Here is a 25373-nt window from a genome sequence, read left to right as displayed (position 1 = left end):
GAGGGGGCTCGCCCCCTCTCGCCGGCCTAGTCCTGGAAGCGTGCGCCGATCGTCTCGTCGTTGCGCCAGACGACGCGGCAGACCGCGGCGGACGGAAGGCACGAGGCGCTGAGCAGAAACACCTCCGGGATCGCCGCGGCGTCCGGCAGGGTGATCCTCACGCCGCTCTCCGAGAGGTCGTGCACGAGGCAGCCGATCGAGGTGTGCTCGTCGAGCGCCACCGATCCGCCCTCTCCGATCCGATGACGCGGCTCGATCCGCCGCTCTGGATTCGTCAGCATGGTCCGCCCGATCCGTTGATCGATGCCGACCCTCGCAGCTCCGCTTCAACGTCGGGCTGACGGCATCGCTCGAATTGCGCGCATCTGCCGACTTCTCCGCCGTTCGACCGGACCCATTCGCCGCGGGATGATCGCGCGGTCGTGCGGAAACCCTGCGGGGGAGGACCGAATTGTCTCGAAGCGACGGTCGGGCCGCTTCCAGCGGCTCCGGCTCGTCGGTTCGAGACCCCAAGGATCAGACCATGCGCCGCCCGGTTCTCACCGCCACCGTCCTCGCCGCGCTGTGCGCGGGCGCGGCCAGCGTCCAAGCGCAGCCCTTCGACGGACCGCCCGGCCGCTTTCCGCCCGGAACCATCATCCAGCGCCAGACCAACACCACGGGCAACGGCGTCGACTACGTCATCGCCCCCGGCCCGACCGGGGCCGACACCATCACGACGAACTCGGCGGCCGGCGGCAATGCCGGGCAGCCCGAGCGGGCGATCCCGCAGGGCAGCGGCGGCGGCGGCACCGGCGGCAGCGCCCGCTGATCCCCGAAGACCCGTCGCATACCGATCGGCGATGACCGTGACGCATCGCCTATTGCCCGCGCGACGGCGCGGCGGCGGTCGTCCGCCGGACGCATGGAGCAGGACCATCGGTCCTGTTCCATGCAGCTTGGTAGGGGACGTTCCGAGCCTCCGGCCTTTAGCCGACGCGATGCGCGCGTACCGGACGAGGGCCGGCGTCAGCTCTTCTTCCGCAACGGCCTGACGAAACTGCCGTCCCCTGCCGAGAACCCCGTGGCCGCGCAGAACGCCGCCAGCGCTGGCGCCTCGGGCGGCGCGAGCAGGTGGAGGCTGTCGCAGCCGGCCATCCTGGCGGCCTGCGCGGCCGATTTCAGGAGCTGGCGCCCGATCCCGCGGCGACGGTCGTCCGGCGCGACCAGCAGCGTCGTGATCTGGGCGACGGGCGCGCCGTCCAGAAGCGTCGGATACCAATGCAGCACGACGATCCCGCTCGGCGGCCCCCATTCGAGCGCGAGGAAGGCGGTGCCGGAGCGGTGGCGCAGGGCGTCGAGGCGGTCCGCCGCCATCGGCACCGGACAGCCGGCCGCCGCCAGAAGCTCGGCGACGCCGGGCGCGTCGGACGCCGCGACCGTGCGGATCTCCAGGCCGTGGCGTCGTCCCAAGCGTGGCTCCGATCCGAGGGGTGACCGGCTGCTTTAACCGCCGCCCGCCCAACTTCAACCGTCACCGGACCGATCCCGCGAGGCCGGATGCGCCGCGCGGTTCGGGCGATTGTGTCGGGGGGCGCACGATGCCCCTTGAAGAGGCGGGGGTTGCGCGCTTGATGGGCAGGAGGCCGCGATCCGGCGGCGCTGCGGATCGGCATGAGCAGACGAGCGAGCGGGCGGGATCCCCAACGCGGCGGCGACGCGCCCCTGGCCGATCGGCTCGGTCGGGCTCCGCCGCTGTCGAACCCGGAGGCGGCGGAGACGCGCCTCGCCGAGATCGCCGGGTCTCTCCCGGCCGATTGGCGCGCGGGCCCGGCCCGGGATCTCCTCCTGGCGCTCGCCGACCACTCGCCCTTCCTCTGGTCGCTCGCCGCCCGCGATCCCGAGCGCCTCGCGCGCCTGCTTCGGGACTCCCCCGAGGCCTCCGACGCGCGCATCCTCGGCGACCAGCGCGCCGCCGGCCGCTCGGAGGGCGCCGCCGCGCCCGATCTCGACGCGGTCGGAACGCGGCTGCGCCGGAACCGGGCCGAGCACGCGCTGCTCGTCGCGCTCGCCGATATCGGCGGCGTCTGGCCGCTGGAGCGGGTGACCGCCGCGCTCTCCGACTTCGCCGACGCCTCCGTCTCGGCGGCCTTCGACGCGCTCCTGCTTCAGGCCGCGGCGAGCGGTCGCTTCCGCCCGAGCGATCCGGCCGAGCCGCAGGCCGGGTCCGGCCTCGTGGTGCTGGGGCTCGGAAAGCTCGGCGGGCGGGAGCTGAACTATTCGAGCGACATCGACCTGATCGTCTTCTTCGATCCCGAGGCCGCGCCGCTGAAGCAGGGCCTGGAGCCGACGCCGTTCTTCACCCGCCTCGCGCAAGGGGCGGCCAAGCTCCTGCAGGAGCGCACCCGCGACGGCTACGTCCACCGGGTCGATTACCGCCTGCGGCCCGATCCGGGCTCGACCCCGACCGCCATGAGCCTCGCCTCGGCTTACGTCTATTACGAGACGACCGGGCAGAACTGGGAGCGGGCGGCCTTCATCAAGGCGCGTCCCATGGCGGGCGACATTCCGGCCGGCGAGAAATTCCTGGCCGAGCTGACGCCCTTCGTCTGGCGCAAGTATTTCGATTTCGCGGCCATCGCCGACGTGCACGCGATGAAGCGCCAGATCCACGCCGTGCGCGGCCACGAGGCGCTGGCCGTGGCCGGCCACGACATCAAGCTCGGCCGCGGCGGCATCCGCGAGATCGAATTCTTCGTCCAGACCCAGCAACTCGTCTTCGGCGGGCGGCGGCCGATCCTGCGCGGGCGTTCCACCGTGCCGATGCTGGGCCGCCTCCACGAGGACGGCTGGATTTCGGAGAGTGCGCGCGACGAGTTGGGCGCCGCATACGCCTTCCTGCGCACCGTCGAGCACCGCCTGCAGATGGTGCGCGACGAGCAGACCCAGCGCCTGCCGACCGACGGCACCGAGCTCGACGCCTTCGCCCGCTTCGCCGGATTCGCCGACCGGCCGGCCTTCGAGGCGGCCTTGCTCCACCACGCGAGGCGGGTGCAGGCGCATTACGCGCTGCTGTTCGAAGCCGGGCCCGATCTCTCCTCGGAGGTCGGCGACCTCGTCTTCAGCGGCGCCGCCGACGATCCGGCGACGCTCGCCACGCTCCGCAGCCTCGGCTTTCGCGAGCCGGAGACGGTCGCCGAGACCGTGCGCGGCTGGCATTTCGGCCGCCGCGCCGCGGTGCGCTCCGCCCGCGCCCGCGAGGTGCTGACCGAACTCGTGCCCGCGCTCCTCAAGGCGCTCGCCGGCACGCCGGACCCGGACGCGGCTTTGGCCAACCTCGACCGCGCCTTCGGCCGGATGCCCGCGGCGGTCGAGCTGCTCACCATCCTGCGCGAGCACGAGCGCCTGCGCCTGCTGTTTGCCGACCTTCTGGGCAGCGCGCCGCGGCTCGCCGGCACCGTCGCCTTCAGCCCGCACGTGCTCGACGCGGTGATCGACCCGGATTTCGGCGATCCGGTCATCGACCCCGAGGGAATCGCCGCGCATTACCGCGCGCTGCTGGGCCAGCCCGCCGAGCACGAGATTTTTCTCGATCGCAGCCGCGATGCCGCCCGCCAAATGCGTTTCGTCGCCGGCGCGCGGCTCCTCTCCGGCATTCTCACGCCGAAGGGCGCGGGCGAGGCATTCTCCGCCATCGCCGACGCAGCGGTTTCCACCGCTCTGGAGGCCGTCGCCGGAAGATTTTTCGAGGAGCACGGGGCGGTGCCGGGAGGGCGCCTCGTCGTCATCGGCTACGGCCGCCTCGGCACGCGGCAGCTCACGGCGGAATCCGATCTCGACCTCGTCGTGCTCTACGACTTCGACCCGGAGGACCGCACCAGCGCCGGCCCGAAGCGGCTCGACGCGGCCGTGGCCTATAACCGGCTGACCCAGCGCCTCGTCGCCGCGCTCACGGCGCCGACCCGGCGCGGCCTGCTCTACGAGGTGGACCTGCGTCTGCGCCCCGGCGGCGGCCAGGGCGCGACGGCGACGCAGTTCCGCAGCTTCCGCAGCTATCAGAGCGAGGAGGCGGAGCTGTGGGAGCACATGGCGCTGACCCGCGCCCGTGTGATCGCGGGCGATCCGAGTCTCGCCGAGGAGGTCTCGGCCGTGATCGGCGAGGCCCTGCGCCGGCCCCGCGAGGCGAGGGCGGTCTACCGTTCGGTGCGCGACATGCGCGCCACCGTCGAGCGGGAGAAGGGCGACCACGGCCCCCTCGATCTCAAGCTCGCCCCCGGCGGCCTGCTCGATCTCGACTTCCTGGGTCAGGCCCTGGTGCTCGCCCACGCGCACGAACATCCCGATCTCGTCGGCCTCGATGCCCCGGCGCTCTTCGCCCGCGCCGCGGAGACCGGCCTCCTCGACGGCGGCGAGGCGGAGCGGCTGGCCCAGGCCTACCGCCTCCTCGACGACGTGCATCAGTGGCAGCGCCTGATGGTCGAGGGCGACCCGACCGAGGCCTCAGCCGTCGCGATGGCGCGGCTCGCCCGCGCGGCCAACCTCCCCGACGCCAAGGCGCTCGCCGCCCAGTTGGCGGCCGAACGGCGCGCGGTGCGGACGATCTTCGACCGAACACTCGGCCGAGGGTAGCCGCGGTTGGTCCAAGGCCGATCTCGATCGGATCAGAATGCCTCTGCGTCGCGCACTTGCGCATTTTTTACACAGAACATCTGTCGATATCGATCCGGCCTTACGAAATCCAACGAACCTATCTGTTTAGGCTGTTGCGGCAGCGCCACTGATCCGATCAATTAGACTGGTTAACTTCTTATTAACCAAACAAGTCAATTTACGCGCTATGGTCGCCGCGCTCCGAAAGCTTTGAGCGAGGAACAAGAACATGCGCTTCGGGATGTGCGCGGCGGGGCTGGCCGCATTGATGGGTTTTGATGTTGCTGTCGCCTCCGCGGCGGATCTGCCGCTGCGCGCCGCACCGCCGATGGTGCCAGTCGCCCTCCCAAGCTGGACGGGCTTCACGATCGGCGTCCAGGGCGGCTACCGCTTCGACGAGACGCGCGGGGCCGGGTCTCTGTTCGACCCGGTCCTCGGCTCCACGACGGCCTCGCGCCGCTTCGATCTCGACACCGGCGTCGGCGGACCGCGGGTCGGCTACGACGTCCAGGTCGGCCCGTCCTTCGTGGTCGGCGTCGCCGGCGACTTCTCGTGGGGCGATGCGCGCCGCACCGCCACCGAGACCCTCGTCCTCCCCGGCCTGCCGCCGGTCGCCGGCGCCGGTGGCAGCGCCGCCGTGGCGCTCGCGGTCGCCACCGGCAGTCTCACGGTCCGCCACCAATGGGACGCCACGGTGCGGGTGCGGGCCGGCTACCTATTCACCCCGACGCTGCTCGGCTACGTCACCGGCGGCCTCGCCCTGCTCGACGAGCGGGTCAACGCCTCCTACACGGTGAACGGCGTGTTCGGAAATTCCTTCTCGGCCTCGAACACTCGCACCGGCTGGACCGTCGGCGCCGGCCTCGAGACCGTGTTGTTCGGCCGCTGGCGCGGCCATGTCGAGTACCGCTACGCCGATTACGGATCGCAGACCTACACCTGGGCCGCCGAGGGCGCGACGGGCAAGCTGAAGACCACGACCAACACGGTTCTGGCCGGCGTCAGCTACGCCTTCTGAGCGGTCGCCGCGCCGGTCCCGACGGGCCGGCGCGGCGATCGTGCCTTGCGGGCGCCCTGTCCCACCCCCTAATCTCGCGCGATGAGCGTCGTCGCGATCGATTTCGAGACCGCCAACGAGCGGCGCGACAGCGCCTGCGCGGTCGGGCTCGCCTGGATCGAGGGCGGCCGCGTGGTGCGGCGGGAATCGCGGCTGATCCGGCCGCCGCAGATGCGGTTCTCGCCGGGCAACATCCGCATCCACGGCATCCTGCCCGCGGACGTGCGCGACGCGCCGACCTTCCCCGAGGCGATGGCGCCGTTCCTGCCCGATCTCGCCAAGGGCGTCGTGCTCGCCCACAATGCCGGCTTCGACATGGGGGTGCTCGCCGCCTCGCTCGGTGCCTATGGCGCGCCGGTGCCGACACTGACCGGCCACTGCACGCTCCAGATCGCCCGGCGCATCTTTCCCGATCCGGCCGGCTGCGGCCTGTCGAAGGTGGCCTCCCGCCTCGGCATCCGCTTCGAGCACCACGACGCGGGCGAGGACGCCTATGCCTGCGCCGAGATCGCATTGGCCGCCATGCGCGAGACCGGCGCCCGCGACGTGCCCGACCTCGTCCGCGGCCTCGGACTGACGCCGATCCGCGCGACCAACGCCGCGCGCCGCGACCTCGAGCGCTCGACCTCGGCCCGCGCGCTGCGGGTGGCGGGTGCCACCCCTGCCGTTGCGGAACTGCGCTTCTCGCTGCGCGGCAGCACCGGCAACCGCTACGTCGTGGTTCTGGAGGAGAACACCGGCGGTCCGTATCTCCGCTGCTCCTGCCCCGCCGGCACCCACCGCCGCCGCTGCCGCCACGTCGACGCCCTGATCGACGGCGACATCACCGACCTGATCTCCAACAACGCCGAGGACGTCGAGCGCCTGCGCCTGCGCATCGGCGACGCGGTGGTGGGCCCGGTCCGGGTGAAGGGCGCCGCGGCGGCGTGAACGCGCCGGCTCGATCCCGAGCTCACGGCCGCGCGCCGGGCGGCGTGATGTCGAGCGGCGCGGGTGCGTCCGGCGGCGCGGCCGGCTCCGCCTCCTGGCGGGCGCGGCGGGCGGCGTCCTCCGCCTCGCGTTGGCGGCGCGCCTCCTCGGCCTCGCGCTGGCGCTTGGCATTCTCCCTGGCGGCCTCCTCGGCGGCCTGCTGCGCCTTGATCCGGGCTTGACGCGCCGCCTCCTCCGCGACGGTTCGGGCGCGGTCCATCTCGATGCGGGCGCGGCGGCGCTGGCGCTCGGCCGCGTCGGCGTCGAACAGCTCGATCTTCTCCAGTTCCCGCTGCAGCACCAGGGCGGCGAGCCCCGTCGTCAGCGGCGCGGCGTCGACCCGGCGCTCCGGCGTGGTGAGGGGGCCGGCAAACCCCAGTTGCACGGCGGGCGGCGCGCCGGACCAGCCCTTCGGCGCCGACGCGCTCGTGAGCGTCCCGCGGGCATCGAGGGTGCCGTTGCGCAGATCGAATCCGAAGCTGCCGGTCCAGCGGGCGGCCCCGAGATCGAGGATGAGCGGCGCGGAGCGCAGCACGCCGCCGACCAGCGTCACGGCAGTGCTCACCGGCCCCTTGGCGGCGAGCGGGGCGGCAGCGAACTCTTCCGAGACCAGCGCCTGGGGGCGCCCGTCGCGGAGCGGATCGTCCTCGGCGAGCGCGCGGGCGAGCGCCCGGTCGAGGGCGGCGGGATCGGCCTCGGGCAGGGTGAGGCCGGCGAGGCGCAGGTCGCCGTTGCCCGAGAGGTCGTCGGCGAGCCCGGCGGGCGTCTGGCCGGAGGCGCTGAAGCGCAAGTTCCCCGAGAGCGTCGCGGCAAGCCGCCCGCCGTCGAGGAGGCGGGACAGGCTCACGTCGGTCACCGTGGCCTCGCCCGCGACGGAAGCCGCGCCCGCGGGCCGCGTCAGGGTCAGGCTGGCGCCGATCCGGCCGCCGCCGAGGCCGGCGGCGAGATCGGCGACCTTGAGCGCGTCACCCTCGCGCTGGAGCCGGAAGGACGCCGCCTCGGCGACGAAGCCGCGGCCGAGATCGAGCCGGCCGACCGTGAGGTCGAGGCTCGCCCGCGGCGGGTCCGGCGCCGGTGCGAAGCGGGTGCCGCGCGGGTCGGTCGGCAGGATCAGCGCCGCGGCCAGCGCCGGCAGCGAGAGCCGCCCGAGGGAGGCCGTGCCGGACCACGCGCCGTCGAGGCCGCGGTCGAGGCCGGCGGTGAGGTCGGTGCCGCCGGCCTGCCCCGCGAGGTCGAGATGCAGGGCCTCGCCCCGGCGCGACAGCTCGAGCGTGAGCGCGGCGGGGATCGGGCTCGGGACGGCCGCGCCGGCGAGGCCGAGAGTGGGGGCGAGGTCGGCGCCCTCGATCCGCACCGCGCCCGCGAGCGGCGGCCGGTCGGCGGAATCGAGCAGGATCGGCTTCGTCGATGCGAGCGTCAGGCCGGGAAACGTCCCCTCCACGGTGAGCGCGAGGGGGGCTGCGGCGTCCGCCGGCCGCGTGCCGGTCAGGCGCAGGCGCGCGGGCTGGCGGAGCGCGGCGACGTCGTCGCGGCCGAACCAGAGGCCGGCGCGGGGCGTGTCGAGGGTCGCCGCGAGGTTGTCGATCCGCCCGGCCCGGGTCAGCACCGAAAGATCGGCCTCGCCGCCGCCGGCCTTGCCGCGGGCATGCGCCCGGAGCGCGTCGGCCTCGCCGGATTCGCGCTCCAGCGTCAGGGCGAGGTCGAGGCCGGCCTCGCGGAAGGCGCGGGGCACGAGCCGCGCCTCGGCGAGGTAGCCGCGCTCCAACAGCGCCAGCAGCGGGGCGGCCTTCGGCGCCGAGACGCGGCCCTCGATCCGGCCCGAGCCGTCCGGGGCGATCCGGCCGGCGAGGCGGGCGCTGGCGCCGGCGAGGTTCTCGATGTCGAGGCTGTCGACGACGAGGCTCGCCCCGTCGGATTGCAGCCGCACCGTGATGGTGCCGCCGGCCCCCGTGGAGGCGCCGTAGCGCACGTCGCGGGCGGTGAGCGTCAGGCCGAGATCGTGCCGGTCGAGCCCCTGCATCAGGCGGCTGGCAGGCGGCAGTTCGGCGATGTCGATGCCGTTTGCGGCGATCTGCGCCTCCAGCCGGCCGCGGCGCCCCCCTTGCGGCCGGGTATAGGCGGCGTTGCCCGTGACCCGCACCGGACCCAGCGCGAGGCGCAGGTTGCGCAGCGACAGGTCGGCGGCGGTGGAGGAGAGGTCGGCGCTGAGATCGAGCGCCCGCCCGTCGAGGAGCGAGGCCACCGCGTCCTCGGCGCCGAGCCGCGCGACGTAGCGCCCGAGCCCCTCGGAATTGCGCGCGGCGATGTCGAGATGCCCGGTGAAGCGGGCGGAGGCCGAGAGGTCGATCTCGCCGGTCGCCGCGACCGTGGCCCCGCCCGGCGCGACCCCCGAGAAGCGGCGCAGCACCAGCCCGCCCGATCGGTCGAAGGTGCCGCGGAGCGCCATGTCGGACCAGTCGTCGAGGCCGAGCGCCACGCTCTCGGCCTTCAGGTCGAGGTCGAGCATCATCGGCAGGGACGGGGCGAGGCCGGCGAGCCCCCGCGACAGCAGCGCCCGGCCGCCGGGCGTCAGCAGCAGCCCGTCGAGGTCGAGCCGGCGGGTGCGGAGGTCCAGCCCGGCGCGGGCCGCGCGCAGGTCGATCCGGCCGGTGCCCGAGAGCCGCGCCGCCTTGCCGCCGGGATCGAGTTCGAGCTCGACGCTCTTGGCCGTCACGGTCGTGCCGCGCGCCTCGAACTTGGCGGACAGCGTCAGCGGCAGGTAGTCGCCCGCCGCCTGGACCGGCGGGCCGACGGTGAGCTTGGCCGAGCCCTCCGCCTCCGGCACCAGCCCGCGGCGATCCCCGCCCTCGACGGGTTCCGGCTTGAACGAGACTCGGGCGTCCGTTTCCAGCCGCGGCAGCGTGTCGCCACCGCCGGTGAGCTTGAGGGCGAGCACGCCGTCGGCCGTGACGGCACCGGTTGCGAGATGGAACGGGCTTCCCGCCACCATGCCCTCGGCGAGCCAGGGCCCGGCGAGGCTCGGCGCCCGCAGCCGCACGTCGTCCGCCGCGAAGACCTCGCTCGGTTCGGCGCCGTCCTGGAGGGTCGCGACCGAGAGGTGGCGCACGGCGAGCGCCTCGATCACCACGTCCCGCCGCGGCGCCTCGCCGCCGCGCGGCAGAAGCAGAACGTCCCGCGCCACCGGCAGGGTGATGCGGGCGCGCTCGACCAGGGTGGCGGTGAAGCGCACCTCGCCCTTGAGCAGGGGCGAGAGCGCGATCTCGGCATCGACCTTTTGGGCGTCGAGCGTCGGCCCGTCCGCCTCGCCGAGGGTGAGCCGGTCGAGGCGAAGATGCGGCGAGGGCAGCAGCCGCAGATCGACCGCGCCCTCGCTGCGGGCCGGCGTGCCGAGGGATTGCGTGATCGCCCAGTCGATCAGCGTGCGCTGGCCCGACCAGTCGATGAAGGGCGGCACGGCGAGCGCCGCCACGAGGATCAGCACGACGACGCCCGCGAGCGCGGTCAGGAGGTCACGCACCGAATTCGCTTTCGCCTCGCCTGCCGGGGACAGGCACCCACCGCGAGGCGCGCCGACGACGCGACCTCACCGGCGGCCATAGCACAGGCGAAGCGGAGCCCGCATCTCAAGCTTGACGGTGGGAGACGCCGTCTTCGGGTGCGGACAAGGCGCGCCGGGAGGAACTCCGCAGCGTCATCGCGAGGCCGGCGGAAGCCTCCGTCTCACGGTCGCGGGATGAGTCCCGGCCCGCTCGGCGCCGGCCGGTTCAGCGGCGCCCGCTGGATCTGGTTGCGCACGGCGCTGTTCTCCAGCGTCTGGCGCTGCTGGAAGTTGCGGTTCTGGTTCTGGACCTCGAAGTTCTGGTTCATCCGGCTGCTGCCGCTGTTGCGGCCCTGGCCCAGGACCTGCGCATCGGCCGCCGTGAGGCCGGCCAGCAGGGTGAGGACGGCAATCGGGGCGCAAAATGTCCGGGCGCTCATGGCCTCGCTTGTCCTTTGGGAGAGAGGATCGATCTCGTCAGGTGTGACGCCCGAGGGTGGCGGGCGGTTCCGGGGCGGGTCTCGACGGCGTTCGCCTTTTGGTCCAGGGATGCGGGCATGATGCACGACCGTGACAGCGAACCGGGGGCCGCGCCCGCCTCGATCGCCGCCCGCGCGATGGCGGCCCTGCGGCCCGAGGGCGCGTCCTACCTCACCGGCCTCAACCCGGAGCAGCGCCGCGCCGTGGAGGCCACCGAAGGCCCGGTCCTCGTGCTGGCGGGCGCCGGCACCGGCAAGACCCGCGTGCTGACGACGCGCATCGCCCACCTGATCGCGACGGGGCGTGCGCGGCCCTACGACATCCTGTCGGTGACCTTCACCAACAAGGCCGCCCGCGAGATGAAGCACCGCATCGGCGCCCTGATCGGGCCGGCTGGCGAAGGCATGCCCTGGCTCGGCACCTTCCACGCCATCGGCACCAAAATTCTGCGCCGTCACGCCGAGCTGGTCGGGCTCAAATCCGACTTCACCATCCTCGGCACCGACGACCAGATCCGGCTGATGAAGCAGGTCATCGCCGACCAGAACATCGACGAGAAGCGCTGGCCGGCGCGTTCGCTGGCCCACACCATTGATGGCTGGAAGAACCGCGGCCTCTCCCCCGAGCAGGTGCCGGCGGGCGAAGGGCAGTCCTTCGCCTTCGGCAAGGGCGGCCAGCTCTACACCGCCTATCAGGCCAGGCTGGTGACGCTGAACGCGGTCGATTTCGGCGATCTTCTGCTGCTGTGCCTCAAGCTGTGGCGCGAGAACCCCGACATCCTCGCGAATTACCAGGACCGCTTCCGCTACATCCTCGTCGACGAGTACCAGGACACCAACGTCGCCCAGTATCTCTGGCTGCGGCTGCTCGCGCAGGCGCGAAAGAACGTCGCTTGCGTCGGCGACGACGACCAGTCGATCTACGGCTGGCGCGGCGCCGAGGTCGACAACATCCTGCGCTTCGAGCACGATTTTCCCGGCGCCACCGTGGTGCGGCTCGAGCGCAACTACCGCTCGACCGGCCACATCCTGGCCGCCGCCTCCGGCCTCATCGCCAAGAACGAGGGCCGGCTCGGCAAGACGCTGCGCACCGAGGACGAGGCGGGCGAGCCCGTCACCGTCTCCGGCGCCTGGGATTCGGAGGAGGAGGCGCGCCAGATCGCCGAGGCGATCGAGTCGCTCCAGCACAGGAAGCATCCGCTCTCCGAGATCGCGGTGCTGGTGCGCATCTCGGCGCAGATGCGCGAGATCGAGGACCGCTTCGTGCAGGTGGGCCTGCCCTACCGGGTGGTCGGCGGTCCGCGCTTCTACGAGCGGGCGGAGATCCGCGACGCGCTGGCCTACCTGCGCGTCACCATGAACGGGGCCGACGACCTCGCGTTCGAGCGCATCTTCAACACGCCCAAGCGCGGCCTCGGCGATGCGACGCTCCAGACGCTCCACGCCTTTGCGCGGGCCGACCGCATCCCGCTGCTGGCCGCGGCGCGAAAGCTGATCGAGACCGACGAGCTGAAGCCCCGCGCCCGCTCGATGCTGCGCGGCCTCGTCGAGAGTTTTTCGCGCTGGGCCCGACTCGTCGAGTCGAAGCCGCACCCGGAAGTGGCGCAGACCATCTTGGAGGAATCCGGCTACACCGAGATGTGGCAGAAGGACCGCTCCGCCGACGCCGCCGGGCGCTTGGAAAACCTCAAGGAATTCGTCCGCTCGATGGAGGAATTCCCGGACATGGCGGGCTTCCTCGAACACGTCTCGCTGGTGATGGAGGCGTCCGAGGCCGAGGGCGCCGACCGCGTCTCCCTGATGACGCTGCACGCCGCCAAGGGGCTGGAATTCGACACGGTGTTCCTGCCCGGCTGGGAAGACGGCCTGTTCCCGAACCAGCGCGCCATCGACGAGAGCGGGCGCGCGGGCCTGGAGGAAGAGCGGCGGCTGGCCCATGTCGGCCTGACGCGGGCCCGCAAGCGGGCCAAGCTGTCCTTCGCGGTCAACCGGCGCATTCACGGGCTGTGGTCCTCGACCATCCCGTCCCGCTTCATCGACGAGCTGCCGCCCCAGGCCGTGGACGTGATCGACGCCCCCGCCCACTTCTCCGCCGGCGCCTCGCGGTTCGACCGCAACCCGGCCCCGTTCGGTTCGTCCTACGGCACGCCGGGCTGGCAGCGGGCGCAGGCCAACACCGCGGGCAATTTCGGCAGCGGGAATCGCGGCGGGCGCTCGGGCGGCCCGCGTGAGATCGAGGGCGAACTCGTGGCCAAGTCCACCGCGGCGGCCTCGGCCTTCGAGAACGGCGCGCGAGTCTTCCACACCAAGTTCGGCCCCGGCACGGTCGCGGGCATCGACGGCAACAAGCTGACCGTTGACTTCGACAAGGCCGGTCGGAAAATGGTGCTGGAGAGCTTCCTCCAGCCCGGATGAAGCCTCCGGCCAGTGGCTTCGCCACTCGCTCCCGCTCGCCCGAGGAGGGCGACGCCCGCGATGATGATGCCAGGATCGTCCCGATCCGCCGGCTCCGGTCCGAAAAGGGCCGCGTCATCGCTTCTTCGCTCCCCCGTCACGCCACCGTCGCCCGCGGCTGAAAAGCTTCACGGGGAGCGAAGCGTGGCGCCGGGGACGCATCCACAACGATTCATCGTGAGCGTGGAACCGACCCGGCAGGGTTGGCTTTGCTCTTGCACCCGCATCATTGGCCTTGGCCGCGATGCTGTTCAGTTCTCGGGAGGTTTGGAGACAGTCGAGGCCGGTTGAAAGTTCGAGGGTATCGAAGTCACGCACGAGTCAAGGTGGAGTATCGATCCATGAAGAGACGACGCGCACGGCTTGAACTGGTTGAGGACCGACCGATCCGGATGCATCGGACCCGGTTCGACGAGGAACGCAATCCCGCCCCGATCCAACCCCTGACCGACCGACAGGGCCAGTACCTCGACGCTCTCGCGACGTCCGCCCAGGTCATCGTCCTGGGGCCCGCCGGCACCGGCAAGACCTTCATCGCCGGCACCCGCGCCGCCGACCAGCTCCGCCAGCGCCGGATCGCCAAGGTCGTCATCACCCGCCCCAACGTCCCCTCCGGCCGCTCGCTGGGCTTCTTCCCCGGCACGCTGGAGGAGAAGATCGCGCCCTGGGTCGCCCCGCTCACCGAAACGATGAAGGAGCGCATGGGCGCAGGCGCCTTCGACGTCGCGGTCAAGGCCGGCGACATCGAGGTGGTGCCCTTCGAGGTGATGCGCGGACGCACCTTCAAGAACTGCCTCGTGATCCTCGACGAGGCGCAGAACACCACCACCGCCGAGATCAAGATGTTCCTGACCCGCATCGGCGACGATTGCCAGGTCATCATCAACGGCGACGTCTCGCAGACCGATTTGCGCGAGACCTCCGGCTTGCGCACCGTCATCCATCTGGTGAAGAGCCGGATGATGAGCATTCCGATCGTCGAATTCACCCTCGACGACATCGTCCGCTCCGGCATCTGCGCCGAGTGGGTGCGGGCGTTCGAGGAGGCGAGCCTTTAGGGCAGGGCGCCTCTCCTCCCCCTTGCGGGGAGGAGATGGAGGTGGGGGTGGCTCGGGAGGGACCGGTGCGGTACCTTCTGCACGACCCCCAACCCTAACCGCTTCCCGCAAGGGGGAGGGGAACGCGTACTCCCTCGCCTTGACCCGGCGCCACCGCCGGGCCAGAAACCGCCGCTTCTAGCGGGATGCGAGATCGCCTCGGCCCGGCCTCACCCTGGGACCCGAGCCGATGGCCGCGTTCAACGAACTCGTCTTCTCCGGCGTCCAGCCGACCGGAAACCTCCACCTCGGCAACTATCTCGGCGCCATCAAGCGGTTCGTCGAGATGCAGGAGCGCGACGCGCAGTGCCTCTACTGCGTGGTCGATCTGCACGCGATCACCCTGTGGCAGGACCCGCAGGCGCTGCGCGGCCAGATCCGCGAAGTCACCGCCGCGTTCCTCGCCGCCGGCATTGATCCGAAGCGATCCATCGTCTTCAATCAGTCCCAGGTACCGCAGCACGCGGAACTCGCCTGGATCTTCAACTGCGTCGCGCGGCTGGGCTGGCTCAACCGCATGACGCAGTTTAAGGACAAGGCCGGCAAGGACCGGGAGAACGCGAGCATCGGCCTCTACGACTATCCGGTGCTGATGGCGGCCGACATCCTGGCCTACCGGGCGACGCACGTGCCGGTCGGCGAGGACCAGAAGCAGCACCTCGAACTGACCCGCGACATCGCCCAGAAGTTCAACAACGACTTCGGCCCGTCGATCCAGGCGCATGGCCACGGCGAGCAGTTCTTCCCGTTCACCGAGCCGCTGATCGGCGGCCCCGCCGCCCGCGTCATGTCCTTGCGTGACGGCACCAAGAAAATGTCGAAGTCGGACCCGTCCGAGTATTCGCGCATCGCGCTGACCGACGACGCCGACGCCATCGCCCAGAAGGTGCGCAGGGCCAAGACCGACCCGGATTCACTGCCCTCCGAGATCGAGGGCCTCAAGGGACGGCCCGAGGCCGACAATCTGGTGGGCATCTTCGCGGCGCTCCGCGGCATCACCCGCGAGGAGGTGCTGAAGGACTTTGGGGGTGCGCAGTTCTCGAGCTTCAAGCCGGCCTTGGTGGATTTGGCCGTCGAGACCCTTGCGCCGATCAATGCCGAGATGAAGCGGCTCGTGGCCGACCCCGCCCATATCGACGCGGTACTGGCCGATGGCGCGGGGCGGGCGGAACAGATCGCCGCCCCGACGCTGGACGCCGTCAAGGACATCGTCGGCTTCGTCCGGCGCGGGCCGGCGCTCCGGGCGGTCTGAGCCCGATGGCGATCCGGGCGCTCGTCTTCGACACGTTCGGAACGCTGGTCGATTGGCGCTCCGGCGTCGCCCGCGAGGTCGAGCGCCTCCTCCCCGGCCTCGACGGCGGCGCCTTCGCCGACGCGTGGCGGGGGCGCTATCAGCCGTCGATGGAGGCGGTACGCTCCGGGGCACGCCCCTTCGCCGACCTCGACACGCTCCAGGCCGAGAGCCTGGACGATCTTTTGGAAGCGTTCGGCCACGCCGGCGTCTCGGCGGCGGTCAAGCGCGAGTTGGTGCTCGCCTGGCACCGCCTCGACGCGTGGCCCGAGGTGCCCGCCGCGATGGCGGAACTCCGCCAAAAATTCGTGCTGGCGCCGCTCTCGAACGGGCATGTCAGCCTGATCGTGGCGCTCGCCCGCCGCAACGGCCTCGTCTTCGACGCCGTGCTCGGCGCCGGATTCTCCCGCGACTACAAGCCGAAGCCTGCCCTCTACCGCGACGCGGTGACGGCCCTGGGCTTTGCCGCGGAGGAGACCCTGATGGTCGCCTCGCATTCGAACGACCTCGCCGCGGCGGCCGGGGAGGGGCTCTCGACCGCCCACATCGCCCGCCCCCACGAGAACGGCCCGGCGGGCGGCGAGACGGGGCCCGCCGGGCCGGTCACGTTCGCGGCGCGCGACCTCGCCGACCTCGCGCGGCAGCTCGCGGGCTGATCAGGCCTCGCCCTTCATCACCTTGGCGCCGTAGGCGTCGAGATCGAGCACGCCCTCGCGCTCGACGCGGGCCTTGTCCTCGTCGCTGATGACCTCCTGCACGATGTCGAGGCGCTTCCACTGGGCGAGGGGCGTCTCGGTCTCGGGCTTCGGCACGTAGCGGCTCTGTTCGAGCTTGGTGTGCTTGTGGATGTAGCGCGGGCAGTTGACCCAGGCCTTCGTGACATCGACGCGCACGACGTACTTCGCCTCCGTCCATTGCGAGAGCAGCGGATCGTCGCGCACGATCCGGGCGGTGCCCTGGACGCGCAGGCGGTGCGGCGTCTCGAAATCGATGAACAGCAGGCCGACCTTGCCCTGGCCGGCGACGTTGCCCATCGACAGGAACATGCCGTTGCCGTCGAAGCCGGGGAAGGCGAGTTCGTTCGGGCCCAGCACCTTCACCACGCCGGTCGGGCCGCCCTTGTAGGAGACGGTCGGGTTGCCGTCCGGATCGACCGTGGAGAGGAAGAACATGTCGCGGCTCTCGATGAACGCGCGGTCCTGCTCGCCGATCGCCGGCTGGACGTGGTGCTTGTCGAGGAAGTCGGCGAGTTTTCGGGTCTCGAACGCGTCCTGGAGTGCCCGGTGCTCCCGGCTGTAGAGCGATTCCATACGTCGTCTCCCTGATCTCTTCTCGTCCGGCCCGTCTCGCGCGGGCGCGGCCGTTGTGGCACGTCGGCGGCCCATCGGCGAAGGGCAAAATGCCCGCGATGCCAAAGAGAAAGGCCGGCGCCGCTATCGCGACGCCGGCCTCATCCTCGACGGTCAGGCCGAGCGAAGCACGGCCTGAAACTGACAAATTAATTCTTGGACTTGTCGACCAGGGCCTTCTCGGAGATCCACGGCATCATGCCGCGCAGCTTGGCGCCGACTTCCTCGATCGGGTGGGCGGCGAGCTTGGCGCGGGTGGCCTTGAACGAGGTCTGGCCGACCTTGTTCTCCAGCATCCAGTTGCGGGTGAAGATGCCCGACTGGATGTCGTTGAGGACGCGCTTCATCTCGGCCTTGGTCTCCGGCGTGACGATGCGCGGGCCGGTGACGTACTCGCCGTACTCGGCGGTGTTCGAGATCGAGTAGTTCATGTTGGCGATGCCGCCCTCGTAGATGAGGTCGACGATCAGCTTCACCTCGTGCAGGCACTCGAAATAGGCCATCTCGGGGGCGTAGCCCGCCTCGACGAGCGTCTCGAAGCCGGCCTTGATCAGCTCGACGAGGCCGCCGCAGAGCACGGCCTGCTCGCCGAACAGGTCGGTCTCGCACTCCTCCTTGAAGGTCGTCTCGATGATGCCGGCCCGGCCGCCGCCATTGGCCGAGGCGTAGGACAGGCCGAGGTCGTGGGCGTTGCCGGAGGCGTCCTGGGCGATGGCGATCAGCGTCGGCACGCCGCCGCCCTTGAGGTACTCGCCGCGTACGGTGTGGCCGGGGCCCTTCGGTGCGACCATCAGCACGTCGAGATCCTTGCGGGGCTCGATCAGGTTGAAGTGCACGTTGAGGCCGTGGGCGAACAGGAGGGCGGCGCCCTGTTTCAGGTTCGGCTCGAGCGACTCCTTGTAGATGTCGCCCTGCAACTCGTCGGGGGTAAGCATCATCACCACGTCGCCCCACTTGGCGGCGTCGGCGACCGACATCACCTTGAAGCCCTCGGCCTCGGCCTTCTTGGCGGTGGCGGAGCCCTCGCGCAGCGCGATGACGATGTCCTTCACGCCGGAATCGCGCAGGTTGAGCGCGTGGGCGTGGCCCTGGCTGCCGTAGCCGACGATGACGACGTTCTTCCCCTTGATCAGGTTCAGGTCGGCATCGCGATCGTAATAGACGCGCATGGGGGTGTCCTCTCTTCTTGGTGGGTTGGGGTCAGGGGTTCGCCGGGCCGTGGAGGGCCAGGAACTGCTCGACGGCGCGGGCCGCGTCGCGTCCGATCCCGGCGGCGTCGAGGGGGAGCGCGTCGCCGAGAAGGAGTCGGATCTGGATGTCTCGGCCGACCAGACCGAAGAAGGTCCGGAACGCGCCTTCCGTTTCCTCGAACGTCAGCAGCCCGGCGGCGCGGCCCGCCTCCAGCACCGGCTTGACCCGCTCGCCGATGGCGAAGCGGCCGTTGGCCAGCACGATGGCGCCGAGGTTGCTCTTGTGCGAGCCGGCATGCGCCACCGCGATGCGGTTGAGCGCGACCGAGGTCGGGCTCGCGATCACCGCGAGCCAGGATTCGGCGAAGTCCTGGAGTTCCTTGCGCAAAACTGCGGCGTCGATGGCATCGATCGGCTCGCGCCCGGCATGGACCCGCGAGGCCTGCCAGCGCACGGTGGCGGTCAGCAGCCCGTCGCGGTCGCCGAACCACTTGTAGAGCGTCTCCTTGGAGCAGCTCGCGCGCCGCGCCACCGCATCCATGGTCAGCGGGTCGCCGCCCTCGACGATCAGCGACAGCACCGCATCGAGCACCGCCTGCTGGCGCAGGGACGGCGTCTTCGGGGGCATGTCGAGGATGGCGGCGCTGCTCTGCATGAACCGTTGGGCGGAAGCGTACTGTACCGTACGGTTCGGCTGCCTAGTCCGATTCGACGGACAGGACAAGACAGATCGCCGGACAAATCGGACACGCCCGTTGGCCGGCACATAAGCGCTTTACGAGCGCCCCGACCCGACGTATACGGCGCTCACGTCGCGTTTGCGGCGCCCGTGCCGCCTTTCCCGAGCGGCATGTCGGGGCTCGGGTGCGTAGCTCAGCGGGAGAGCATTCGCTTCACACGCGAAGGGTCACAGGTTCGATCCCTGTCGCGCCCACCACGCCCACTATGCACCTCGCGGCGGTGCTCGTCCTTCGACAAGTTCAGGATGAAGGCCTTCGGTAGGCGGTTCGTCGGCCGGGCCCATGGCCGGCCGCCTGCGCTCGGAGTCGGTGCCCGACGCTCTGGAGAGGGCCGTCGCTCAGCGCGAGCCGCGCAACGTGATCCATCTCGCGGACCAGGGATCGCCGGGTAGACGCATGGGGTCGTCGCAACAGCTTTCGGCGGGCCGTCGCGATGGCGGGTCGACGGCGTTCGGATCGGGCTCTGCGGGGTAAACTGGCGTCGCCCGGACGACCGCCCGTAGCGCGGCAGGAGCATCGGCGCCCGTTCTCGGCGATGATCGCGTCAGGTCTGTCGAGCGAGGACGCTGCGACGGGATGCGGGGTCTCATACCGATCGGCGATGACGGTGACTCATCGACGATGGCCCGCGCGACTGCGCGGCGGCGGTCGTCCGCCGGACGTATGAAGCAGGACCATCGGTCCTGTTCCGTGCAGCTTGCTGAGGTCCTGCCCGGCATCCTCGAAGGAACGCTCCGCAATACCAATCGGCGATGACCATGACTCATCGCCGATGGCCCGCGCGCCTGCACGGCAGCGGTCGTCCGCCGGACGCATGAAGCATGACCATCGGTCATGTTCCGTGCAAATTGGTAGTAAGTCGCGCGATCCCTGGAGCCCTCCTTCGAGGCCGAGCTGACGCTCAGCCCCCCAGAATGAGGGTGAGGCTTGGGACGATCGCAGCATCACGCCGGTTCGATCTCGAAGAAATTGAGTCAAACAGGCTTTCAGCTCCCACCCGAAGCTGACGACAAGTTCTACGTCACCTGATGAGGCACCTGTCGGTCGAACGGCGAACCGATCCGGCTTCAAGCCGTAACCGGATGCCACCGCCTTCAGGCAATGGAGCATCCACTGCGGTTTCGGATACGTCCGGATGGGCGAAAATCATTCCCACTCGATAGTACCGGGCGGCTTCGAGGTGATGTCGTAGGTCACCCGGTTGATGCCTTTGACCTCGTTGATGATCCGCGTCGCCACGCGACCGAGGAAGGCCATGTCGAAGGGGTAGAAGTCGGCGGTCATGCCGTCGACCGAGGTGACGGCGCGCAGCGCGCAGACATGGTCGTAGGTGCGCCCGTCGCCCATCACGCCGACCGTCTTCACGGGCAGGATCACCGCGAAGGCCTGCCAGATCGTGTCGTAGAGGCCGGCTTGGCGAATCTCGTCGAGGTAGATCGCGTCGGCCTTGCGCAGGGCCTCCAGCTTCTCGCGGGTGATCACGCCGGGGCAGCGGATCGCCAGCCCGGGGCCGGGGAAGGGATGGCGGCCCACAAAACTCTCGGGCAGGCCGAGTTCGCGGCCGAGCAGGCGCACCTCGTCCTTGAACAGTTCGCGCAAGGGTTCGACGAGGCGCATGTTCATGCGCTCGGGGAGCCCGCCGACATTGTGGTGGCTCTTGATCGTCACCGACGGGCCGCCGGAGAACGACACGCTCTCGATCACGTCCGGGTAGAGCGTGCCCTGCGCCAGGAACGCCGCGCCGCCGATCTTCTGGGCCTCGGCCTCGAACACGTCGATGAACAGCCGCCCGATCGTCTTGCGCTTCACCTCCGGGTCGTCGACGCCCTCCAGCGCGCCGATGAACAGGTCCTGCGCCTGAACGTGGACGAGGGGGATGTTGTAGTGGTCGCGGAACAGGCGCACGACCTCCTCGCCCTCACCGAGCCGCATCAGGCCGTGATCGACGAAGACGCAGGTGAGCTGGTCGCCGATCGCCTCGTGGATCAGCACCGCGGCGACCGAGGAGTCGACGCCCCCGGACAGGCCACAGATGACCCGCTCCCGGCCGACCTGCTCGCGGATCCGGCGAACCGCCTCCTCGCGGTAGGTGCCCATGGTCCAGTCGCCGGAGCAGCCGGCGATGTCGCGCACGAAGTTGCGGATCAGCAGGGCGCCGTGCGGGGTGTGATGCACCTCCGGATGGAACTGGACCGCATAGTATTTGCGGGCCTCGTCGGCGACGGCGGCGAAGGGGGCGTTGCGCGACATCGCCACCGTGGTGAAGCCGTCGGGCAGCTTGGTGACGCGGTCGCCGTGGCTCATCCAGACGGGATATTTTTCCCCCACATGCCAGACCCCTCTGAAGAGAGGAGAATCCGAGACAATCTCGACCTCGGCGCGTCCGAACTCGGCATGGTGCCCGCCCTCGACCTGACCGCCGAGCTGCGCCGCCATGGTCTGCTGGCCGTAGCAGATGCCGAAGACCGGCACGCCCGCCTCGAAGATTTTTTGCGGGGCTCGCGGGGACAGGTCGGTGGTGACGGATTCAGGCCCCCCGGACAGGATCACGCCCTTGGGCCGGTGCGCCTCGAAGGCGGCCTCGGCCTTGGTGAAGGGCACGATCTCGCAATAGACCCCCTCCTCGCGCACCCGCCGGGCGATCAGCTGTGTGACCTGCGAGCCGAAATCCACGATCAAGATCTTGTCGTGGTGGGACGTGTCGATGGCGGAGGAGGTGCTGGTCATGCGCTCGGGCCCTTTGGGTCCCGGTTAGACGAGGCATCCCGGCGGCGCAACGCGTGCGGCGTCGCGTCACCCGTGCGACCGGCGCGGCACCCCTTCCGTTAACCGGGCGTTCACTCGCCGAGAGCGACACCCGCAGCCCCTCGAAACGGACAGGAGTCACTCCGACCATGAGATCTGCTCTCTTCGGAATCGCCGTCGCGCTCGCAGGCCTCGGCGCCGCCGCGCCGGCTTCCGCCCTTCCCCTCGCGGGCTCCTTGCCGGGTGCCGCCCCGGTCTCCGACGGGCTGTTCCAGCAGGCTCGGGTCGTTCGCCGCGAGGTGATCCGCGGGCCCCGCTGCAAGACCGTCATCACCAAGCGCCGCGGCCCGTTCGGCCGTGTGACCGTGGTGCGCAAGCGCCGCTGCTTCTGATCTTTTCGAAGTCGGGCGGCCCCTCTCATCGGGGGCCGCTCGCCTACGCCTTCAACAGGCCGTGACCGCGCATCCAGGCCATGAACAGCGCGGGCCAAGCCGAGGCCGGGCTTCCCGGCACGCCGAGGCCGAAGCCGTGGCCGCCGCGCTCGAACAGGTGCATCTCTACCGGCACGCCCGCCTGACGGAGCGCCGCGTGCATCAGCAGCGGATGGTCGGTCACCGCGATCCGGTCGTCGGAGGCCTGCACCATGAAGATCGGCGGCGTGCGCGCATTCACCTGCACCTCCACCGAATAGGCCCGGCGCCGCGCGTCCGGCGGGTCGTCGCCGACCAAGACCTTGCGGCTGGAGATGGTGCGGTCGTAGGGCGCCCGCATGGTGACGATCGGGTAGATCAACCCGGCGAAGCTCGGTCGCGCGCTGAGGCCGTCGGCCTCGTCGAGGTCGTCGTAGAGGTCCTGCTCGGCATCCGTCGCGGTGGTGCCCGCCAGGTGGCCGCCGGCGGAAAAACCGAGCACGCCGACGCGGTCGGGATCGAGCCCGAACTCCTCCGCCCTCCAGCGCACCAGCCGCATGGCGCGCTGCGCGTCCTGCCGGGGCGCGTCGGCGCCGTCGCGCCAGCCCTCCACCGGCAGCCGGTAGATCAGCACGAAGGCGGTGATGCCGGCCTTGGCGAGCCATTGGCCGACCGGCAGGCCCTCGTTGCCGATATCGATGCGCCGATATCCGCCGCCCGCCGCCACCACGATGGCCGCGCCGTTCGGCTTCTCCGGGCGGATCACGAGCAGGCAGGGCCGCACCACGCCGGTGACCACGCCGGTCAGCGTCTCGTCGAAGCGGTATTCCGAGCGGAACGGCCCGCCGCCGCCCGGCGGCAGTTCGGGCCAGAGGTCGATGACTTCGAGGTCGGAGCCCGGCGCCGATTTCGGCAGGGGCTGCACCACGTCGTCGGAGACGCGCACGGGCGGTCGCGCCTGAATCGACTGCGCCAGCGCCGTCTCGCCGGTGAGGGCCGCCGCCGTGCCCGCAAGCAGCGCACGCCGGTGCAGCGTCATGGAAGAAGCCTCGTCATGGTCGGTCCCGCCTCGGCGGCCGCCGCGCGGGATCGTCCGCTGAGGCGCGCCGTCACGCTCTCAACGACGAAAAAGCCGTTCCGATCCCTGAAGCGTGGTCACGATTCCCGTGTCATCGTCGCGACATAGAAGCCGTCGGTGCCGGTGAGGCCTGCGCTCATCTGCACCCCGCGCGCCGTGCGCCGGACTTTTTCGGAGAGGCCCGGCACGGCCGAGAGATCGGTCGCGACCGCCACGATCGTGCCGCCGCTGCGGGTGAGCAGGCCGTCCACCGCCGCGTCGTTCTCCTCCGGAAGGACCGAGCAGGTGACGTAGACGATCTTTCCGCCCGGCCGAACGAGTTTGGCTGCGCGGTCGAGCACCTCGGCCTGCTCGGCGATGCGGTTGGCGAGGCTGCCGGGCCGCAGCCGCCACTTGGCGTCGGGGTTGCGCCGCCACGTCCCGGTGCCGGTGCAGGGGGCATCGACCAGCACCCGATCGACCGTGCCGTCGAGATCGGCCAGCACGTCGGCCCGCGCCTTGCCGGTGCGCGGCGTCCGGACTTCGACTTCGGCGCCCGAGCGGCGCAGGCGCTCGTGGATCGGGGCGAGCCGGCGCGGGTCGGCGTCCGTCGCGATCAGGCGGGCGCCGTTGCCGGTGAGGCTCGCCAGCGCCAGCGCCTTGCCACCGCCGCCGGCGCAGAGATCGACCACGGTCTCGCCCGGCTTCACGCCCGCGAGCAGGCTCGCGAGCTGCGAGCCCTCGTCCTGAATCTCGAAGCCGCCCTCCAGGAACAGCGGATCGACGTGGAGCGCCGGGCCCCGCCCGTCCTCGCCGGTCGGGACCCTCAGGCCCAGCGGCGAGAGCGGCGTCGGCGAAGCCCCGAGATCGGCGAGCGCTTCCGCCGCTTGCTCGCGGGTCTGCTTCAGGGCGTTGACGCGGATGTCGAGCGGCGCCCGGCGCCCGAGCGCCCGCAGCTCCTCCATCAAGTCGTCGCCGAAGGCCGCTTCGAGTGAGGGCAGCACGAAGGCCGGGGCATCGCCCGCCACCTCCGGCGGGGCGTCCGCGAGGCTCCCCTCCTTCAGACGCGTGCGCTCGTCCTCCGTCAGCGGCTCGGGGGCGAAGCGGCCACCGTCGAACAGGCCGGAAATCGTCGGCTCGGCCAGCCCCCGCTGCAGCCGCAGCATGCCGATCGTCACGGCGCGCCCGGTCTCGGCCCCCATGACGAAGGCGGCGGAGGCGCGCCGCCGCAGCCCGTCATAGACGAGGCTGGCGATCGCCGCCCGGTCGCCGGAGCCGGCGAAGCGGTGGGCGAGGCCCCAATCCTTGAGCGCGTCGGCGGCCGGGCGGCGGCGCGCGCCGATGTCGTCCAAGATCTCGATGGCGGCGGAGAGGCGGGCGGAGGGGGTCAGGATCGGCTCCGTGAGGTTGTGCGACCGGGTTTGCGGTCGATCGTTTCTCCGCATTGCCGGTGCTTGCCCGGCGGAAGCAAGCCCGATGTCGGGAGCTACCGCACCGATCTGAACATCAGGCGGCGCAGGAAAAGGCCGATCGATGCAGCGATCACGGCGACGAAGGCGAGCCCCAGGAGCACGATACCGAGTTCCCGCGATCGGATTTCGCCGAGCTTCCTTTGCCGTTCGAGGTCGGGCCGGATTTCGGACGCGCGCCGATGCGCGGCGGCGATCTGGTCGGCGGACATCTGCGCAGCGAGACGAGCCTTGAGCGCAACGGCGCGGGGTTGGTCCGAGTCTTCGGTGGCGAGAAGGAAGTGTTCCGCGATCTCCGCCAGGGCGTAAGCTTCGATGGGATCGCGCGGAACGCCGCGTCCCTCCGCGTATCGCTCCGCAAGCGGGTAGTAGGCGGTGCGCTCTCCGGCCTCGGCCTCCTGTCGGTATCGGCCGAACTCGCTCGCATCGTCCGCCATCGCCGACCATGCGATGGTGAGCGCGATAAGTGGGCCGATCAACGCGCAAGCACGGGGCATCGGTTCAGCCTCACGCCGGACCCAACCGTCGAAGCATTGTAAACCATGCCGCGATACGGCCACGCTTCGACCCGACGGCCGTCACGATACGGCCGAGCTTCCGGCGGGTTGGCCCTTCAGAACGGCACGATGGCGCCGTCCGTCAAGCGCAGCCTGCAAGAACGCTCGCGTAGCCTGCGAGAACGCTTGGCCGGAATGACCATGGAGAGATTGCCGATGCCGCCCCTGAAGCTGCTCGCGAGCGCCGCCCTGCTCGCCTTCACCGCCGCCGCCTGCGCGACCGCTCCGGCGGCGCCCGCCTACGACCCGGCGCCGCCCCCGGCGCGGCGCCCCGACGCCAAGACCCAGCTCGAATACGGCAACCCGCCCCCGCCGCCGCCGGGCCGCTACTGAGACGCCCCG

Annotated in this window: 21 protein-coding genes, 1 tRNA gene and 1 pseudogene; 12 read left to right on the top strand and 11 right to left on the bottom strand. The window is 70.9% G+C overall.

Annotated elements, in window-relative coordinates; genetic code table 11:
- Positions 1-26: 26 nt before the first annotated feature.
- Positions 27-281 carry a PilZ domain-containing protein gene (locus HNR00_RS16865; RefSeq protein ID WP_183571386.1) on the bottom strand — a complete coding sequence of 85 codons (255 nt, stop codon included), beginning with the start codon at positions 279-281 and terminating at the stop codon, positions 27-29.
- A 242-nt stretch (positions 282-523) separates the two neighbouring features.
- Between HNR00_RS16865 and HNR00_RS16860 the strand changes: the two genes are divergently transcribed.
- Entirely contained in the window at positions 524-811 is a 288-nt protein-coding gene (locus HNR00_RS16860) for a hypothetical protein (RefSeq protein WP_183571384.1), read from the top strand.
- Positions 812-1008: 197 nt separating this feature from the next.
- Here the strand turns inward: HNR00_RS16860 and HNR00_RS16855 are convergent, their stop codons facing one another.
- Positions 1009-1452: a GNAT family N-acetyltransferase gene (locus tag HNR00_RS16855; RefSeq protein WP_183571382.1), complete on the bottom strand. Its 444-nt coding sequence runs from the start codon at positions 1450-1452 to the stop codon at positions 1009-1011.
- Positions 1453-1653: 201 nt separating this feature from the next.
- Here HNR00_RS16855 and HNR00_RS16850 point away from each other — a divergent pair, with 201 nt between their 5' ends.
- The 3 genes from HNR00_RS16850 (at position 1654) to HNR00_RS16840 (ending at position 6616) form a co-directional block, all read left to right on the top strand.
- The gene (locus tag HNR00_RS16850; protein WP_183571380.1) at positions 1654-4608 is read left to right on the top strand and encodes a bifunctional [glutamine synthetase] adenylyltransferase/[glutamine synthetase]-adenylyl-L-tyrosine phosphorylase; all 2955 of its coding nucleotides are present in this window, start codon (positions 1654-1656) and stop codon (positions 4606-4608) included.
- A gap of 250 nt (positions 4609-4858) precedes the next feature.
- Positions 4859-5647 (top strand): outer membrane protein, encoded by a 789-nt coding sequence (locus tag HNR00_RS16845; protein WP_183571378.1) that lies wholly within the window; start codon positions 4859-4861, stop codon positions 5645-5647.
- Between the two features lie 81 nt (positions 5648-5728).
- Positions 5729-6616 (top strand): 3'-5' exonuclease, encoded by an 888-nt coding sequence (locus HNR00_RS16840; RefSeq protein ID WP_183571377.1) that lies wholly within the window; start codon positions 5729-5731, stop codon positions 6614-6616.
- Positions 6617-6638: 22 nt separating this feature from the next.
- On the opposite strand, the gene HNR00_RS16835 is transcribed toward HNR00_RS16840, so the two are convergent.
- Both HNR00_RS16835 and HNR00_RS16830 read right to left on the bottom strand, forming a co-directional pair.
- The gene (locus HNR00_RS16835) at positions 6639-10172 is read right to left on the bottom strand and encodes an AsmA family protein (RefSeq protein ID WP_183571374.1); all 3534 of its coding nucleotides are present in this window, start codon (positions 10170-10172) and stop codon (positions 6639-6641) included.
- Positions 10173-10375: 203 nt separating this feature from the next.
- Entirely contained in the window at positions 10376-10633 is a 258-nt protein-coding gene (locus HNR00_RS16830) for a hypothetical protein (protein WP_183571372.1), read from the bottom strand.
- Between the two features lie 117 nt (positions 10634-10750).
- Between HNR00_RS16830 and HNR00_RS16825 the strand changes: the two genes are divergently transcribed.
- From HNR00_RS16825 to HNR00_RS16810, 4 genes are all read left to right on the top strand, one after another.
- Positions 10751-13087 carry an ATP-dependent helicase gene (locus HNR00_RS16825; protein WP_183571370.1) on the top strand — a complete coding sequence of 779 codons (2337 nt, stop codon included), beginning with the start codon at positions 10751-10753 and terminating at the stop codon, positions 13085-13087.
- 380 nt (positions 13088-13467) lie between these two features.
- On the top strand, positions 13468-14184 hold the full coding sequence (locus tag HNR00_RS16820; RefSeq protein ID WP_183571368.1) for a PhoH family protein: 717 nt from the start codon (positions 13468-13470) through the stop codon (positions 14182-14184).
- Positions 14185-14413: 229 nt separating this feature from the next.
- Positions 14414-15475 (top strand): tryptophan--tRNA ligase, encoded by a 1062-nt coding sequence (trpS, locus tag HNR00_RS16815; protein ID WP_183571367.1) that lies wholly within the window; start codon positions 14414-14416, stop codon positions 15473-15475.
- A 5-nt stretch (positions 15476-15480) separates the two neighbouring features.
- On the top strand, positions 15481-16170 hold the full coding sequence (locus HNR00_RS16810; protein WP_183571365.1) for a haloacid dehalogenase type II: 690 nt from the start codon (positions 15481-15483) through the stop codon (positions 16168-16170).
- Here HNR00_RS16810 and HNR00_RS16805 read toward each other — a convergent pair whose 3' ends face one another.
- From HNR00_RS16805 to HNR00_RS16795, 3 genes are all read right to left on the bottom strand, one after another.
- Positions 16171-16824, bottom strand: coding sequence for a pyridoxamine 5'-phosphate oxidase family protein (locus tag HNR00_RS16805; RefSeq protein ID WP_183571363.1), 654 nt, complete (start codon positions 16822-16824; stop codon positions 16171-16173).
- A 188-nt stretch (positions 16825-17012) separates the two neighbouring features.
- Entirely contained in the window at positions 17013-18032 is a 1020-nt protein-coding gene (gene ilvC, locus HNR00_RS16800) for a ketol-acid reductoisomerase (RefSeq protein WP_183571361.1), read from the bottom strand.
- A 31-nt stretch (positions 18033-18063) separates the two neighbouring features.
- Positions 18064-18708: a TetR/AcrR family transcriptional regulator C-terminal domain-containing protein gene (locus HNR00_RS16795; protein WP_183571359.1), complete on the bottom strand. Its 645-nt coding sequence runs from the start codon at positions 18706-18708 to the stop codon at positions 18064-18066.
- A 207-nt stretch (positions 18709-18915) separates the two neighbouring features.
- Here HNR00_RS16795 and HNR00_RS16790 point away from each other — a divergent pair.
- A tRNA-Val gene (locus HNR00_RS16790) sits at positions 18916-18990 on the top strand.
- 236 nt (positions 18991-19226) lie between these two features.
- Positions 19227-19382, top strand: a pseudogene (locus HNR00_RS25600) (IS30 family transposase); the annotation flags it as partial.
- A 557-nt stretch (positions 19383-19939) separates the two neighbouring features.
- Here the strand turns inward: HNR00_RS25600 and guaA are convergent.
- Entirely contained in the window at positions 19940-21520 is a 1581-nt protein-coding gene (guaA, locus tag HNR00_RS16785; RefSeq protein ID WP_183571357.1) for a glutamine-hydrolyzing GMP synthase, read from the bottom strand.
- 167 nt (positions 21521-21687) lie between these two features.
- On the opposite strand from guaA, the gene HNR00_RS16780 reads away from it, so the two are divergent.
- Positions 21688-21930, top strand: coding sequence for a hypothetical protein (locus HNR00_RS16780; protein ID WP_183571355.1), 243 nt, complete (start codon positions 21688-21690; stop codon positions 21928-21930).
- Positions 21931-21973: 43 nt separating this feature from the next.
- Here HNR00_RS16780 and HNR00_RS16775 read toward each other — a convergent pair whose 3' ends face one another.
- The 3 genes from HNR00_RS16775 to HNR00_RS16765 all read right to left on the bottom strand — a co-directional run bounded on the left by HNR00_RS16775 (position 21974) and on the right by HNR00_RS16765 (position 24971).
- Positions 21974-22987 carry an alpha/beta hydrolase gene (locus HNR00_RS16775; protein WP_183571353.1) on the bottom strand — a complete coding sequence of 338 codons (1014 nt, stop codon included), beginning with the start codon at positions 22985-22987 and terminating at the stop codon, positions 21974-21976.
- Between the two features lie 116 nt (positions 22988-23103).
- Positions 23104-24450 (bottom strand): RsmB/NOP family class I SAM-dependent RNA methyltransferase, encoded by a 1347-nt coding sequence (locus HNR00_RS16770; protein ID WP_183571351.1) that lies wholly within the window; start codon positions 24448-24450, stop codon positions 23104-23106.
- A gap of 41 nt (positions 24451-24491) precedes the next feature.
- A complete protein-coding gene (locus HNR00_RS16765; RefSeq protein WP_183571349.1) occupies positions 24492-24971 on the bottom strand; it encodes a hypothetical protein in 480 nt (159 codons plus the stop codon).
- Between the two features lie 216 nt (positions 24972-25187).
- Here HNR00_RS16765 and HNR00_RS16760 point away from each other — a divergent pair, with 216 nt between their 5' ends.
- Positions 25188-25364 carry a hypothetical protein gene (locus HNR00_RS16760; protein ID WP_183571347.1) on the top strand — a complete coding sequence of 59 codons (177 nt, stop codon included), beginning with the start codon at positions 25188-25190 and terminating at the stop codon, positions 25362-25364.
- Positions 25365-25373 lie beyond the last annotated feature (9 nt).

The sequence above is a fragment of the Methylorubrum rhodinum genome, from assembly GCF_014199935.1.
In the GTDB taxonomy this organism is placed as follows: Bacteria; Pseudomonadota; Alphaproteobacteria; order Rhizobiales; family Beijerinckiaceae; genus Methylobacterium; species Methylobacterium rhodinum.
This window is presented reverse-complemented; position numbering and strand designations above follow the sequence as displayed.

What these genes read in the sequence shown, in the direction of transcription:
- HNR00_RS16865 (WP_183571386.1), bottom strand. Translation starts at nt 281, where the DNA reads ATGCTGACGAATCCAGAGCGGCGGATCGAGCCGCGTCATCGGATCGGA.
- HNR00_RS16860 (WP_183571384.1), top strand. Translation starts at nt 524, where the DNA reads ATGCGCCGCCCGGTTCTCACCGCCACCGTCCTCGCCGCGCTGTGCGCG.
- HNR00_RS16850 (WP_183571380.1), top strand. Translation starts at nt 1,654, where the DNA reads ATGAGCAGACGAGCGAGCGGGCGGGATCCCCAACGCGGCGGCGACGCG.
- HNR00_RS16845 (WP_183571378.1), top strand. Translation starts at nt 4,859, where the DNA reads ATGCGCTTCGGGATGTGCGCGGCGGGGCTGGCCGCATTGATGGGTTTT.
- HNR00_RS16840 (WP_183571377.1), top strand. Translation starts at nt 5,729, where the DNA reads ATGAGCGTCGTCGCGATCGATTTCGAGACCGCCAACGAGCGGCGCGAC.
- HNR00_RS16830 (WP_183571372.1), bottom strand. Translation starts at nt 10,633, where the DNA reads ATGAGCGCCCGGACATTTTGCGCCCCGATTGCCGTCCTCACCCTGCTG.
- HNR00_RS16825 (WP_183571370.1), top strand. Translation starts at nt 10,751, where the DNA reads ATGATGCACGACCGTGACAGCGAACCGGGGGCCGCGCCCGCCTCGATC.
- HNR00_RS16820 (WP_183571368.1), top strand. Translation starts at nt 13,468, where the DNA reads ATGAAGAGACGACGCGCACGGCTTGAACTGGTTGAGGACCGACCGATC.
- trpS (WP_183571367.1), top strand. Translation starts at nt 14,414, where the DNA reads ATGGCCGCGTTCAACGAACTCGTCTTCTCCGGCGTCCAGCCGACCGGA.
- HNR00_RS16810 (WP_183571365.1), top strand. Translation starts at nt 15,481, where the DNA reads ATGGCGATCCGGGCGCTCGTCTTCGACACGTTCGGAACGCTGGTCGAT.
- HNR00_RS16805 (WP_183571363.1), bottom strand. Translation starts at nt 16,824, where the DNA reads ATGGAATCGCTCTACAGCCGGGAGCACCGGGCACTCCAGGACGCGTTC.
- ilvC (WP_183571361.1), bottom strand. Translation starts at nt 18,032, where the DNA reads ATGCGCGTCTATTACGATCGCGATGCCGACCTGAACCTGATCAAGGGG.
- HNR00_RS16795 (WP_183571359.1), bottom strand. Translation starts at nt 18,708, where the DNA reads ATGCAGAGCAGCGCCGCCATCCTCGACATGCCCCCGAAGACGCCGTCC.
- guaA (WP_183571357.1), bottom strand. Translation starts at nt 21,520, where the DNA reads ATGACCAGCACCTCCTCCGCCATCGACACGTCCCACCACGACAAGATC.
- HNR00_RS16780 (WP_183571355.1), top strand. Translation starts at nt 21,688, where the DNA reads ATGAGATCTGCTCTCTTCGGAATCGCCGTCGCGCTCGCAGGCCTCGGC.
- HNR00_RS16775 (WP_183571353.1), bottom strand. Translation starts at nt 22,987, where the DNA reads ATGACGCTGCACCGGCGTGCGCTGCTTGCGGGCACGGCGGCGGCCCTC.
- HNR00_RS16770 (WP_183571351.1), bottom strand. Translation starts at nt 24,450, where the DNA reads ATGCGGAGAAACGATCGACCGCAAACCCGGTCGCACAACCTCACGGAG.
- HNR00_RS16765 (WP_183571349.1), bottom strand. Translation starts at nt 24,971, where the DNA reads ATGCCCCGTGCTTGCGCGTTGATCGGCCCACTTATCGCGCTCACCATC.
- HNR00_RS16760 (WP_183571347.1), top strand. Translation starts at nt 25,188, where the DNA reads ATGCCGCCCCTGAAGCTGCTCGCGAGCGCCGCCCTGCTCGCCTTCACC.